Here is a 12972-nt window from a genome sequence, read left to right as displayed (position 1 = left end):
GACACGCGAAGGCCCCGCAGGACACGCGAAGGCCCGGGCGCGGCAGGTGTCAGAGCGCGCCGGTGGCGCCGTCCAGCTCGCCGCTGCCGACGAACTCCTTGAGCCAGGCGCGGAACTCCGGACCGAGGTCCTCGCGCTCGCAGGCCAGCCGGACGATGGCGCGCAGGTAGTCGCCCTTGTCGCCGGTGTCGTAGCGGCGGCCACGGAAGATCACGCCGTGCACCGGACCGCCGCGGCCCGGCGTGCGCTGGGAGAGGACCCGGAGCGCGTCGGTGAGCTGGATCTCGCCGTTCTTGCCGGGCGGCGTGTCGCGCAGCACGTCGAAGACGGACGGGTCGAGCACGTAGCGGCCGATGACGGCGTAGTTGCTCGGGGCCTCGCCGGGGGCGGGCTTCTCGACCAGGTCGGTGATCCGGACGATGTCCTCGTCGCCGCCGAGCTCGCCGTGCCACTCCGCCGGGCGGATCGAGGCGCAGCCGTAGAGGTGGGCCAGCGCCGGGTCGACCTCGATCAGCGCCACGACGCTGCCGCCGAGCTCGCGCTGGACGTCGATCATCTTCGACAGCAGCGGGTCGCGCGGGTCGATCAGGTCGTCGCCGAGGAGCACCGCGAACGGCTGGTCGGCGACGTGCGGCTCCGCGCAGAGCACCGCGTGGCCCAGACCCTTGGGGTCGCCCTGGCGCACGTAGTGCATGGTGGCCAGCTCGCTGGACTCACGGACGCGGTCCAGCTTGGCCTGGTCGCCCTTGCGCGCGAGCTGCTCCTCCAGCTCGTAGGCCCGGTCGAAGTGATCCTCCAGCGGGCGCTTGTTACGGCCAGTGATCATCAGCACATCGGTCAGCCCGGCCGACGCCGCCTCCTCCACGACGTACTGGATCGCGGGCTTGTCGACCACCGGCAGCATCTCCTTCGGAGTCGCCTTGGTGGCCGGCAGGAAGCGGGTGCCGAGACCTGCCGCGGGGATGACCGCCTTGGTGATCTGGCGCGTACGAGCTTTCGTCATACGGACGACTTTAGCTGCCGGACTGTGTCCGCCAGATATCTCTCCCCTGTCAAAGACTTGTCAGCGGCCCTCAGCAACAGCGCCGCATGCGAACCGTCCCTGGGCAGCAGGCCGATGCCGACCCGGGCCGACAAGCCGTTGCCGGGGAGACTTCCACACTCGTTCTGGTGGACCGGGACGGAGGGCAGCGCCAGCGGGTGTCGGCGGACCGTCCAGGACAGCCGGTCGGCCACGGTCATGGCCCCCTTCTCGTCCGTCTCCGGCAGCAGCACCAGGAACTCCTCGCCGCCGTAGCGGCCGAAGACGTCCTCCTCGCGCACCTCCATGGCCAGCCGCTGGGCCAGGTCGCGCAGCACCGCCCCGGCCCGCTGGTAGCCGTGCTCGCGCCGGATGTCGGCGAAGCCCTCGATCTCCAGCAGCAGGACCGCGAGGACCCGCTCGTCGGGACGGCGTTTGCAGCGGGCGATCTCCCGGTCCAGCGCCAGTTGCAGGTAGCGGTAGTTCCAGACCCCGGTCAGCGGGTCGGTGCAGGAGGTGCGCTCCAGCTCGGCGCGGCCGGTGCGGAGCGCGGCGAGCTCCTCGCTCCGGACGGCGAGCAGCGCCCGGGCGCGGGCACGACCGCGCCGGAGCAGCCAGGCAGCGAGCAGCGCGGGAAGGCAGACAACAGCGAGGATGTCCGCGAGGACCGGCAGCATGGTCGTCCCTCCGCCCACATCAGGGCCCGCATCAGGGCCCGCAATCAGGACCGGCACGACGACGGACCGAACAGCACCGACGAGACGGAAGGCCGTCCCATCCGATGGATAACGACAAGAAGGCCCTGAGGTCACGCCTGCTCGCCGCACGCGCCGCGATGTCACCCGTCGAGCGGCACACCGCTGCGGACGCCCTGGCGAGGAGGGCACTGGAGTTCGTCAGCCAGGCCTTCACACGGACCTCGACGCAGCCCTCCACGCAGCCGTTCACGACGGAGACGGCGGCCATCACGGTCGCCTGCTACGTCTCGATGGGCTCCGAGCCCGGCACCCGTCCGCTGCTCGACGCGCTGCGCGGGCAGGGCGTGCGGGTGCTGCTGCCGGTGCTGCTGCCGGACAACGACCTGGACTGGGCGGTCTACCAGGGCGCGGAGGGCCTCGCCCCGGCCCGGCTCGGGCTGCTGGAGCCGACCGGTCCGCGACTCGGCGTGGACGCCGTCGCCGCCGCGGACCTGGTGCTGCTCCCCGGCCTGGCCGTCGACCCCGCGACGGGACTGCGGCTCGGCCGCGGCGGTGGCAGCTACGACCGGGTGCTGGCCCGGCTGGCGGCGGCCGACTCGGCGGCCCGGCTGGTCACCCTGCTCTTCGACACCGAGCTGCTGCCCGGCCTGCCGACGGAAGCACACGACCGCCCGGTGGACGCCGTGGTGACGCCCGACCGGACGGTCGTGTTCGATTCCTGACCTCGCGTCAGGAGTGCCTCAGGGCGCCAGCGTGAGCGTGGCCTTGCCCGCCGTCTGGACCTGCTGCTTGCTGTAGGCCCAGGTCAGCATCTGGCCGTTGGCCCACAGCTGCATCTGGTCGTCGTAGTTCGCGCTGAACGCGTGCCCGGACGCGCCGCCGATGTTGATCCACCGCGAGGCGTCGAAGTCGGACAGGTCGACGATCATGCGCATCGACGGGGCCTCGTCCACGGTGAAGCCGTTGGCCGCGTCCCAGCTGGACGCGTCGACCGCCGCGCTGCCGCCGCTCAGCTCATAGGGGCCGCGGTTGAGCAGCCAGTGGACCGCGCCCGAGGCGATGTTCGAGTTGTCCGTGCCGAGGGTGCGCTCCTGGAGCTCCAGGGTGTGGATCCGGCCCCAGCTCCAGGTGCTGATGTCCTTGCCCATCAGCGAGGTCAGCTGCTTGCGGGCGTCGACCATGGCCTGGGCCAGCAGGTTGTCCCGGCCGGAGTACTGCTTGCCGGTGGCGTCGGTCCAGTTCCACCACTCGCTGTTCGGCTGGTCCAGCAGCGCGCCGACCACGGTGGTCCACTGGTCGTTGCCGTCCGGCTGGGCGGTGGCGTCGTCGCGCAGACCGCAGGTGCGGACGCGCTGCGGCTGGCCGTTGACGTCGTCCGCCGGGAGGCCCTGCTGGCTGGCGGGCACCACCATGATGCAGTCGGTGGTGGAGCGCACGGCCGCCGGGAACTTCTGGTCGAAGGCCAGGTGCAGCAGGTTCGACCAGACCGCGTTGTAGTAGGCCGCCGCCGCAGATCCCGCGTCCTGCTGGAAGTTCCAGCCGCGCAGCAGGTCCTGGGCCTGGGTGTAGTAGGAGCCGTTCAGCTTCACGTTGAGCAGGTACGGGACCAGGGACTTGGCGAAGACGCTGGTGTCGTCCTCCTGGATCGAGGCCATGTCGTCCGGCGAGATCTTGCCGCCGCCGTTGAGCTTGCCCTGGATCAGCGTGTCGATCTGCTTGGCGCGGGTGCCGTAGTCCCAGTCATTGGTGATCAGGTACGGGTAGTTGGGGTCCACCGCTGCCTGGTTGGCCGTCACGATGTAGCCCTCGGGCGGGTTCTCCACCCACGGCAGCGCGTCGAACGGCACATACTGGCCGGTCCACTTGTAGCGCGAGTCCCAGCCCGGCTGCGGGTAGGTGCCGTCGTCGCCGGAGATCTTCGGGCGGATCGGGACCTGGCCCGGCATCTGGTAACCGATGTTGCCCTTGGTGTCGGCGTAGATCAGGTTCTGCGCCGGGACCGAGAAGTCCTTTGCCGCACCGCGGAACTCGCCGAAGTTCTGCGCCTTGTCGAGCTCGAAGACCGCGTCCATGGTCTTGTTCGGCGTCAGCGCGGTCCACTTGAGCGCGATCGCGTAGCCGCCGCCACGCGGGGGCGCGGCGCCGTCGACGGGTGCGCTGGAACCCGCGGCCTGCTCCTGCGTGCTGTGGTCGGAGATGATCGGCATGCCGTCCTGGGTGGACCTGACGGTGATCGTCTGCGGCGAGCTTCCGGCGACCGGGATGGTGACCTGATGGGTCACCAGCGGGATGTTCTTCCCGTCGTAGAGGTAGGTGCCGTCGCTGTTGACCTGCTCCAGGTAGAGGTCCTGGACGTCGCTGCCGACGTTGGTGAACCCCCAGGAGACGGTCTGGTTGTGGCCGATGATCACGCCGGGCATGCCGGGGAAGGTGAAGCCGGTGACGTCGAACGGGCACTGCGCGTCGACCGTGGTGCAGTGCAGGCCCATCTGGTACCAGATGGACGGCATCTGCGGCGACAGGTGCGGGTCGTTGGCCAGCAGCGGCTTGCCCGTGGTGGTGTGCGCGCCGTCGACCACCCAGGAGTTGGAACCGATGCCCGCCGCGCCGGGGCGGCCGAGCATGGTCGGCAGCGCGGAGAGGTTGTTCCCCAGCGCCTCCGCGGCCGTCTGCGCGCCCTGCGCCGCGGTGCTGCCACCGGCCGTCTGGTACGACGCGTTGGTCGCGCCGCCCGGCTTGCTCGACGTGCCCGAGGAGTTGGACCCGTTCGACGAACTGGAGCTCGACGAGCCGGAGTCGGAGGTCACCGGCGCGGTCCGGGCGCCCTCGGCCGGCGTGTAGGTGCCGTCCTTGACCTCACCGGTCTTCAGGATCGTGCCGTTGGTGGTGTACGGGTACGACGGGTAGAGCTGCGAGATCTCCTGCGAGGTGAACGTCCCCGACAGCAGCGAACGGTCGATCTCCTGCTGCATGTTGCCGCTCAGGTCCCAGGCCATCGCCGTCAGCCAGGAGACCGAGTCGACCGGCGTCCACGGCGCGGGCTTGTAGCCGCTGTGGGCGACGCCCAGCAGCGCGTACTCCAACGAGGCACCGGCCCCGCCCGGGTGCTGCTTGAGCCACGCGTTGACGCCGTCGGTGTAGGCGGTCAGGTAGTCCTTGGTGCTCTGCGAGAGCTGGGTGTCCCACTCCTTCTGCGCGACGCCCTGCCAGTCCATGGTCCGGATGAAGGCGTCGGTCTGCAGCTGCCCCGCGCCGAACATGGACGAGAGCGTCCCGCCGGTGATGTGACGGTCCACATCCATCTGCCAGAACCGGTCCTGCGCCTGCACGTAGCCCTGGGCCATGAACAGGTCCTCGGGGCTGGACGCGTAGATCTGCGGGATGCCCGAGGAGTCACGGATCACCTGGACCGGGCCGGTGACGCCCTGGAGGTGGATCGTGCCGGTGGTCTGCGGCAGCGACGCGCGCACCTGGCGCACGCCGTACCAGCTGCCGAAGGCGACGCCGCCGACGAGCAGCAGCACGACCAGCACCACCATGAGACGAAGACGGCGGGACTTCTTGGGGCGCTTGGGACGGGAGGAGCGGGGCATCAGGGTCCTTGTGAGGGGCAGTGACTTTACCGCGGCGTACCGCGCGAAGCGGCGGTGCTGACGCTAACACCCGAAGCGGAACCGATGACGCGCGGCGGTCGCGCCGCGAGCGGAGCGGCCGTGCGAGGCGGGTGCCGGGCTGCTGCCTGCCCAGAGCCCGCCAGGCAGCTGCCCGGGGCCTGCCTAGGGCCTGCTCGCGGCCTGCTCCCGGCCTGGTCGAACAGCGGCGGAGCGGTCGCCGACCGCTGCCGGACACCGTGTCCGCGCAGGTGACCACCCTTTGGACCGGTCGGAGAATACGCCGTCAGATCGGTAAAATCTTGCTCCAGACAAGTGGAAGCAACGATTCTGCTGTGAACCCCCGCTGCCCTCCGGGAAGCGGCAGGCCCAGCGCGCGAGGTGCCCCTGCGTGTCCGTCCACCGGCTCGACCTGCTCCTCCTGCTGTTCTCCCTGGTGTTGCTGGTGGCCGTGGCCGCGGTCCGGCTCTCCTCCCGCAGCGGGCTCCCCAGCCTGCTCCTCTACCTGGGCATCGGCGTCCTGCTCGGCCATGACGGCATCGGCAGCATCACCTTCGACAACGCCGAGCTCACCCAGGTCCTGGGCTACGCCGCGCTGGTGGTGATCCTGGCCGAGGGTGGCCTGGGCACCCGCTGGACCGACATCAGACCGGCCGTGCCGGCCGCCGCGGTGCTCGCCACCGTCGGCACCGCGATCAGCGTCGGCGTCGTCGCGATCGGCGCGCACCTGTTCACCGGGGCGGACTGGCGCGTCTCGCTGCTGCTCGGCGCGGTCGTCTCGTCGACCGACGCCGCGGCGGTCTTCTCGGTGCTGCGCCGCGTCCCGCTCCCGTCGCGGCTGAGCGGACTGTTGGAGGCCGAGTCCGGGTTCAACGACGCCCCCGTGGTGATCCTGGTCGTCGCCTTCGCCACCTCCGGGCCGGTCGACTCCTGGTACGTGCTGATCGGCACGGTCGTCGGCGAGCTCGCCGTCGGCATCGTGGTCGGCCTGGTCGTGGGTCGCCTCGGGGCGCTGACGCTGCGCCATGTCGCGCTGCCCTCCTCGGGCCTCTACCCGATCGCGGTCGTCGCGCTGACGATCCTCGCCTACGCGGGCGGCGCGCTGCTGGACGGCTCCGGCTTCCTCGCCACCTACATCTGCGCCCTGCTGCTCGGCAACGCCCGGCTCCCCCACGGTCCGGCCACCCGTGGCTTCGCCGAGGGCCTGGCCTGGATCGCGCAGATCAGCATGTTCGTGATGCTGGGCCTGCTGGTGAACCCACGCACCATGGGCGACGCGATAGTCCCGGCGCTGGTGGTCGGCCTGGTCCTGGTGCTCGCAGCGCGTCCGGCCTCGGTCCTGCTGACCCTGACGCCGTTCCGGATCGCCTTGCGCGAGCAGGCGCTGCTGAGCTGGGCCGGGCTGCGCGGCGCGGTGCCGATCGTGCTGGCCACGATCCCGGTGGTGCACAACGTGCCGGGAGCGGGCCAGCTGTTCAACACGGTCTTCCTGCTGGTGGTGGTCTTCACCCTGATCCAGGGCCCGACCCTGCCCTGGGTGGCCCGTGCCCTGCGGATCTCCGACTCCGCCCACGCCGACGACCTGGAGGTGGAGTCGGCCCCGCTGGACCGTCTTCAGGGCCACCTGCTCTCCGTCTCGGTCGGGCCCGAGTCGCGGCTCGGGGGCGTCGAGATCCACGAGCTGCGCCTGCCGAAGGGCGCGGCGGTGACGCTGATCGTGCGGGACGGAGAGAGCTTCGTCCCCGGACCGACCACACTGCTGCGGCACGGCGACGACCTGCTGGTGGTGGCCACCGACCAGGTCCGCGACCGCGCCGAACGGCGGCTCCGGGCGGTCGACCGCGGCGGCAAGCTGGCCGGCTGGCTCAGCGGCAGCCGCACGGAGTACTGAGGCTCACACCCCCGATCAGTGGACTTCTCCACCCGGAATACCGCATCATTGAGGATCGTTAGCACTCATAGCCTTAGAGTGCCAGGAGGAAACAAGTGCCGACGTACCAGTACCAGTGCACCCAGTGCGGCAGCGGTCTCGAGGCCGTGCAGAAGTTCAGCGACGCCGCGCTGACCGAGTGCCCCGAGTGCGGCGGCAAGCTGCGCAAGATCTTCTCGGCGGTGGGCGTGGTCTTCAAGGGATCCGGCTTCTACCGGACCGACAGCCGCTCGTCGTCGTCCAGCAGCATCTCCTCCTCGGGCTCGTCGTCGAGCTCGTCGAGCTCCGCAGGATCGTCGTCCACCGGGTCGTCGTCCTCGTCGAGCTCCTCCACGGGCTCGTCGAGCTCGTCCTCCGGCTCTGCGGGTTCCGCGGCCTGAGCCCGGCCCTGGGTCCGACCCGGCCAGGCTGCACAGAGCTGCATGACAGAGGCGCGTGCCTCCGTCATGCAGCTCACCCTTTTGAGGAGAAGTTCTCCACAGCCCGGAGTTGTCCACAGGCTGTGCGGTCCCTCCTGGTTCTGGTCCTCGCCTCGCGGCAGCGTTGTCCTCGCAGCGAAGAACAGCTCCGAGGAGGCCAGCATGTCCCTGTCGATCCCGCCCACGAACTGCATCGCCGCGTTCCCGCCCATCCGCGCGGGACGCGGTCGGCATCGGCTGCCCGGTCCGGTGCGGCGGCGGCCGGGGCCCGTCGCCGCCGGGCTGCTCGTCGCGGCGACGACACTGGCCGTCGGTTCGTTGCGGCAACCCCCAGGGCCGGGTGAATCGGCGCCCACCGCCGGAGCGCGCGCCCATGCGCAGACGGGTGCGTTTCCGCAGGTCGCAGCCGAGCCGCCGCCCGCCGCACCGCCGCACGGCTGAGTGGGGCTACTACTTGTCGCCGTGGTGCGGCGGGGTCTCGCTCAGGTACCAGTCCAGGTCGCGGCGCTGCGACCCCTCGGTGCGCTCCTCGCCCCAGCCCGCGTCGCTGTCGTCCTTGCTGCGCCCGGTGACGGGGTCGTCGAAGACGATCCTGCGCTTGGCCCTGGTCTGCTCGTCATCCTTGCCGCTCATCCCTCCAGGGTAGGCGGCACGGATACGGACGCCGAAAGGGAGAGCCCCCGCTCCGCCTGGGGCGGAACGGGGGCTCTGTGGATCTTGGCTCTGGGGATCGGATCTTGGGCTCTGAGGATCTTGCTACGCGGCCTCGAAGCCCGCGTGGTCGGCGATCTTGCGGAGTTCGGCGAGCGCGTGCTTCTCGATCTGGCGGATGCGCTCACGGGTCAGGCCGTGCTGCTTGCCCACCTCGGTCAGCGTCCGCTCGCGGCCGTCCTCCATGCCGTAGCGGGAGCGGATGATCGAGGCGGTGCGGTCGTCCAGCCGGTCAATGAGCCGTTCCAGCTCCTCACGACGCATCATCACCATGACGGCGTCCTCGGGGGACTCCGCGCCGGTGTCCTCGACCAGGTCGCCGAACTGGGTCTCGCCGTCGTCGTCGACGGTCATGTTGAGGCTGACCGGGTCGCGCGCCCAGTCCAGCACGTCCTTGATCCGCTCCTCGGTGGTGTCCAGCTCGGCCGCGACCTCGGACGGCTCGGCCTCGCGCCCGAGCTCCTTGGACTTCTCGCGCTGGACGCGACGGATCCGGCCCAGCTCCTCGACCAGGTGGACGGGGAGGCGGATGGTGCGTGACTGGTCGGCGATCGACCGGGTGATCGCCTGACGGATCCACCAGGTGGCGTAGGTGGAGAACTTGAAGCCCTTGCCGAAGTCGAACTTCTCGACGGCGCGGACGAGTCCGGCGTTGCCCTCCTGGATCAGGTCCAGCAGCGGCAGGCCGCTGCGCGGGTAGCGACGGGCGACGGCAACGACCAGGCGCAGGTTGGACCGGATGAAGATGTCCTTCGCCCGCTGCCCGTCCGCGGCTATCGCACGCAGCTCGTCCTCGGTGGCGTCGCCGACCGTCCGCCCCTCGTCGAGAAGGTGCTCGGCGAAGACGCCGGCCTCGATCCGGGTGGACAGCTGTACCTCCTGCTCCGCGTCAAGAAGCGGGGTGCGCGCGATCTCGTCCAGGTACATACCGACGAGGTCGCGGTCGGCCTCACCTGCGGTCGGCCGCACGGAGCGACTCCGATCGGCCTTGTCGCGGACGACGGCACGGGTGGCCATACGTACTCCCTCGGGGACGTGACGGGCCTGGCTGGCCCGTACCTGGGAACTGCTTACGTAACGACTCAACGACGAGTTCCGAAGAAGCATTCCCGAAGTGGTGTTTTTCTTCGTCGATAGCAGTATGCTGGCGGGTTATTCCCGATCATCGACGCAGCGTCATCGGCCGATCACGGCGGGGCTGGCGTCCGGTTCTGTCACTCTCTGAGACGATTGTCCGCCTGGCGTTGGTTCCCCGCGCGACGAAATTGGCGACGAAATCGCGGTCGCCGACTCCGTGGGCCGGAGCCGATCAGAGTCGAGCAGAGGGAGCCTGACGTGCGGGAATGGCGCCTGTGGGCGGGCGCGGCAGTGTTCCTGCTGCTCTTCGGCGTCGTGCTGGCTCTCGTCGAGGTGCCCTGGCAGCCGCTGCTCCGGTTCGACCTCTCCGTGGACCAGCACCTGCACGACACCGCCCTGCGCCACGCCGCCTGGACCGGCTCGATGCGCACGATCAGCGCGGTCCTGGAGCCGACGGTGCTGCGGGTGGTGCTGGCCGGGGTGATCGTCTGGCTCTGGTGGCGCGGCGCGCGGATCGCCGCCGTCTGGGCGACGGCCTGCGGAGTGGTTCAGGCCGCGCTGGAGGTCGGGCTCAAGGACGCCGTGGCTCGCCCCCGCCCGGCGCTGCCGCATCCCGTGGCGGTGGCCACGGACTGGGCGTTCCCGTCCGGGCACGCGATGACGGCGGCGACGGTCCTGCCGCTGCTGGTCGCGATGGCCTGGCCCCGGCTGCTCCGACCTGCCGCGCGCGTCCTGGCCGCGACGGTGGCGGGCGGGCTGGTGCTGCTGGTCAGCTGGACCCGCATCGGGCTCGGCGTGCACTGGCCCAGCGATGTGCTGGCCGGCTGGTTCCTGGCCGGGTTCACGCTGTGCGCGGTGACGGCGGCGGTCGACACCTGGCGTCCCGGCCGGCGTGACGCCGAGCTCCGTGGCCTGCGCCCACGCGCCTCCCAGCGGGTCCAGCGAAGCACGGCGGACCCGCTGTGAGGCGGAGGAGGCGGGCGGACCAGCCGGCGGACCAGCAACTCTGCGCGCACTGACAGAGCGTGGGCACGCAGTGGGCACTCGGCGGGCACTCAGTGGGCGCTCAGCGGTGCAACTCCTGCTCGATCGTGTTCAGTTCGGCGTCACGGGCCTGCCGCGCGGCGCGGCGCGGGTGGAACACCCAGGCGCGCAGCAACACGAAGCGCACGACCGTGGACAGCCCGTTCGCCGCCACCAGCCAGACCAACTCCACCAGGTGCGACGCGTGCGGCGACACCGCGCCGGCCAGCGCGAGCGCGAGCGTGCTCAGCACCAGCCCGATCAGGAACGCGATCCCGCCCTCGACCTGGTGCCGCAGCCCGTCCCGGGAGCCGGTCACCCCGAAGGTGAAGCGGCGGTTCGCGGCGGTGTTGGCGATGGCGGTCACGAACAGAGCGACGGCGTTGGCCAGTTCGGCCGGGGCCGCCTGACGCAGCAGCAGGTAGAGCACCAGGTACGCGAGGGTGCTCAGCACGCCGATCACCGCGAAGCTGGAGAGCTGCCACCGCATCCCGGTCGGCAGCTGCGCCCGGCTGACACGCGGCGGGACCGGCAGTCTGGTGGCGCCGGAGAGTGCCTTGCGGCCCACCCGCCACATGCCCTTGAGGTCGTCCTTGACGGTCCGCACGATGTCGACGCGACTGTCCGGGTCGTCGATCCAGTCCACCGGCACCTCGTGGATCCGCAGGCCGCTGCGCTCCGCGAGCAGCAGCAGCTCGGTGTCGAAGAACCAGGTCTCGTCCTCGACCTCGGCCAGCAGCGCCTGCACGACCTCGGTGCGGGCGGCCTTGAAGCCGCACTGCGCGTCGGAGAACTTGGCCGCGAGGGTGGCCCGGAGCAGGAAGTTGTAGGTCCGCGAGATGATCTCCCGCTTCGGCCCCCGGACGACGGCGGAACCTCGGTGCAGCCGGGACCCGATGGCCAGATCGCTGTGCCCGGACAGCAGCGGCGCGACCAGCGGGAGGAAGGCCTCCAGCCCGGTCGAGAGGTCGACGTCCATATAGCTGACGACGTCCGCGTCGCTGCTCCCCCAGACGTGCCGCAGCGCGCGGCCGCGGCCCTTCTGGTCCAGGTGCACGAGCCGCACGTCCGGTAGGTCCGCGGCGAGCTCGTCGGCGACCTGACGGGTGCGGTCGGTGCTGGCGTTGTCCGCGATGGTGATGCGGAAGCGGTAGGGGAAGTTCTCGCGCAGGTAGCCGTGCAGCGTACGGATGCTCTGCGCGAGGACATGCTCTTCGTTGTAGACGGGGACGACCACCTCGACCAGCTTGGTGGTGGTGCCGTCCCTTTCCGTTCCTGGAGGGGCGGACTGCGCCGCGAAGCGCGCCGCCAGCGCGGGCGAATGGTTCATGCCCAGAACTGTTCGCCGACGCCCTGTGCTGGAGCTGTGCTGCGCGTAGGCGCAAGGTAGGCGTTGGCGGCCGAACGGGCGGCGCCCCTGCCCGGCTGGGAGAATGGATGCGCCCGACCGTCGCACGCTGTGCCACGACGCAGGGAGTCACCCGTGAGCGTGAGCGAACGTCCTCGTACCTGGCCCGCGCTGGAGTTCGCGGAGCTGGCGCCGATGGTCGACTACCTGAACCGGCTGGTCCAGGTCGGCGGCAAGTACTCCCTGGACGAGCCGTTCGAGGTCGGCTGGGGCGACATCGTGCTGGAGTGCACACCGCGCGGGCTGCGCACCCGCACGTACCGCACCGCGGGCGCGACCTTCACGGTCCACCACCGTCTGCTCGACGGCGACGTGGTCATCGAGGCCGACAGCGGCACCCGCACGATCCCGCTGACCGGCGATCCCCGCGCCCCCGGTTCCGTCGCCTCGTTCTACACCGCGTTCTGCACGGCCGCCGCCGAGCTCGGCATCGCGCCGCCGCCGAGCCCGCTGATCTGCGAGATCCCCGGCGCGCCGCCGACCTTCGACGACGACCATGCCGCGCGCACCTGGGACGCGGACGCGGCGCGCCTGATCTGGCAGGGCTTCGACCTCGCCGCGCACGGGCTGGAAGCGTGGCAGGCCCCGTTCATCGGGCACCGCCCGCGGGTCGGCGTGATGTGGGGCGGCTTCGACCTGTCCGCCACGCGCTTCCGGCACCAGCCCACGAAGCCGGTCGCGGACCGCCCGTCGTTCATGCAGAGCGGCGAGCTGTACGCCTACGTGTCGGTGGGCTTCTGCTTCGACACCACCCGCGGCGCTGACAAGGATCCCGCTGCGGAGCGCATCGGCCTGTACGGGTACATCTGGCCGCAGCCCGACGGCCTGGACGGCCGGAGCTGGGGCGTCGAGGGCGCAGCCTGGCGTCCGGACCTCGGCCTGGTGCTGCTGCCGTGGCCGACGCTGCGGCGGCAGCCCGATCCGCACCAGGCCGTCGTCGCCTTCGGCGACGCGGTGTACGACGCCGCCGTCGCCACGGCGGGCTGGCCGGCCGACGCCCTCGGCCCGCGCGTCGACGGCTGGCACATGAGCAGGACGCCGCCTCCCGGTTGAGCCCCGCGCTGTCAGGGCGTG

General features: G+C 70.9%; 12 protein-coding genes. 6 read left to right on the top strand and 6 right to left on the bottom strand.

What is annotated here, in order from left to right:
* Positions 1 to 49: 49 nt before the first annotated feature.
* Both I2501_RS26635 and I2501_RS26630 read right to left on the bottom strand, forming a co-directional pair.
* Positions 50 to 1003: a UTP--glucose-1-phosphate uridylyltransferase gene (locus tag I2501_RS26635; RefSeq protein ID WP_196196766.1), complete on the bottom strand. Its 954-nt coding sequence runs from the start codon at positions 1001 to 1003 to the stop codon at positions 50 to 52.
* Positions 1000 to 1698: a GGDEF domain-containing protein gene (locus tag I2501_RS26630; protein ID WP_196196765.1), complete on the bottom strand. Its 699-nt coding sequence runs from the start codon at positions 1696 to 1698 to the stop codon at positions 1000 to 1002. Before I2501_RS26630 ends, I2501_RS26635 begins: the two co-directional genes overlap by 4 nt.
* A gap of 104 nt (positions 1699 to 1802) precedes the next feature.
* Between I2501_RS26630 and I2501_RS26625 the strand changes: the two genes are divergently transcribed.
* Positions 1803 to 2441 carry a 5-formyltetrahydrofolate cyclo-ligase gene (locus tag I2501_RS26625; protein ID WP_196196764.1) on the top strand — a complete coding sequence of 213 codons (639 nt, stop codon included), beginning with the start codon at positions 1803 to 1805 and terminating at the stop codon, positions 2439 to 2441.
* Between the two features lie 18 nt (positions 2442 to 2459).
* Here I2501_RS26625 and I2501_RS26620 read toward each other — a convergent pair whose 3' ends face one another.
* Entirely contained in the window at positions 2460 to 5312 is a 2853-nt protein-coding gene (locus I2501_RS26620; RefSeq protein WP_196196763.1) for a penicillin acylase family protein, read from the bottom strand.
* Between the two features lie 409 nt (positions 5313 to 5721).
* Between I2501_RS26620 and I2501_RS26615 the strand changes: the two genes are divergently transcribed.
* From I2501_RS26615 to I2501_RS26605, 3 genes are all read left to right on the top strand, one after another.
* Entirely contained in the window at positions 5722 to 7221 is a 1500-nt protein-coding gene (locus I2501_RS26615; RefSeq protein ID WP_328806650.1) for a potassium/proton antiporter, read from the top strand.
* A gap of 95 nt (positions 7222 to 7316) precedes the next feature.
* Positions 7317 to 7640: an FmdB family zinc ribbon protein gene (locus tag I2501_RS26610; protein WP_196196762.1), complete on the top strand. Its 324-nt coding sequence runs from the start codon at positions 7317 to 7319 to the stop codon at positions 7638 to 7640.
* A 201-nt stretch (positions 7641 to 7841) separates the two neighbouring features.
* Complete coding sequence (locus I2501_RS26605) at positions 7842 to 8120, top strand: hypothetical protein (RefSeq protein WP_196196761.1); 279 nt, start codon at positions 7842 to 7844, stop codon at positions 8118 to 8120.
* A gap of 9 nt (positions 8121 to 8129) precedes the next feature.
* On the opposite strand, the gene I2501_RS26600 is transcribed toward I2501_RS26605, so the two are convergent.
* Positions 8130 to 8312, bottom strand: a complete 183-nt coding sequence (locus tag I2501_RS26600) for a hypothetical protein (RefSeq protein WP_196196760.1) — start codon at positions 8310 to 8312, stop codon at positions 8130 to 8132.
* Positions 8313 to 8435: 123 nt separating this feature from the next.
* Positions 8436 to 9407, bottom strand: a complete 972-nt coding sequence (locus I2501_RS26595; protein ID WP_196196759.1) for a sigma-70 family RNA polymerase sigma factor — start codon at positions 9405 to 9407, stop codon at positions 8436 to 8438.
* 318 nt (positions 9408 to 9725) lie between these two features.
* On the opposite strand from I2501_RS26595, the gene I2501_RS26590 reads away from it, so the two are divergent.
* Positions 9726 to 10433, top strand: a complete 708-nt coding sequence (locus tag I2501_RS26590; protein ID WP_196196758.1) for a phosphatase PAP2 family protein — start codon at positions 9726 to 9728, stop codon at positions 10431 to 10433.
* 100 nt (positions 10434 to 10533) lie between these two features.
* On the opposite strand, the gene I2501_RS26585 is transcribed toward I2501_RS26590, so the two are convergent.
* Positions 10534 to 11820 (bottom strand): bifunctional glycosyltransferase family 2/GtrA family protein, encoded by a 1287-nt coding sequence (locus I2501_RS26585; RefSeq protein WP_196196757.1) that lies wholly within the window; start codon positions 11818 to 11820, stop codon positions 10534 to 10536.
* Positions 11821 to 11973: 153 nt separating this feature from the next.
* Here I2501_RS26585 and I2501_RS26580 point away from each other — a divergent pair, with 153 nt between their 5' ends.
* Entirely contained in the window at positions 11974 to 12951 is a 978-nt protein-coding gene (locus I2501_RS26580; RefSeq protein WP_328806649.1) for a DUF5996 family protein, read from the top strand.
* Positions 12952 to 12972: the final 21 nt, after the last annotated feature.

It is taken from the genome of Streptacidiphilus fuscans (assembly GCF_015690355.1).
In the GTDB taxonomy this organism is placed as follows: Bacteria; Actinomycetota; Actinomycetes; order Streptomycetales; family Streptomycetaceae; genus Streptacidiphilus; species Streptacidiphilus fuscans.
The sequence above is the reverse complement of the archived record's forward strand: the minus strand, read 5'-3'. Positions and strand labels throughout refer to the sequence as shown.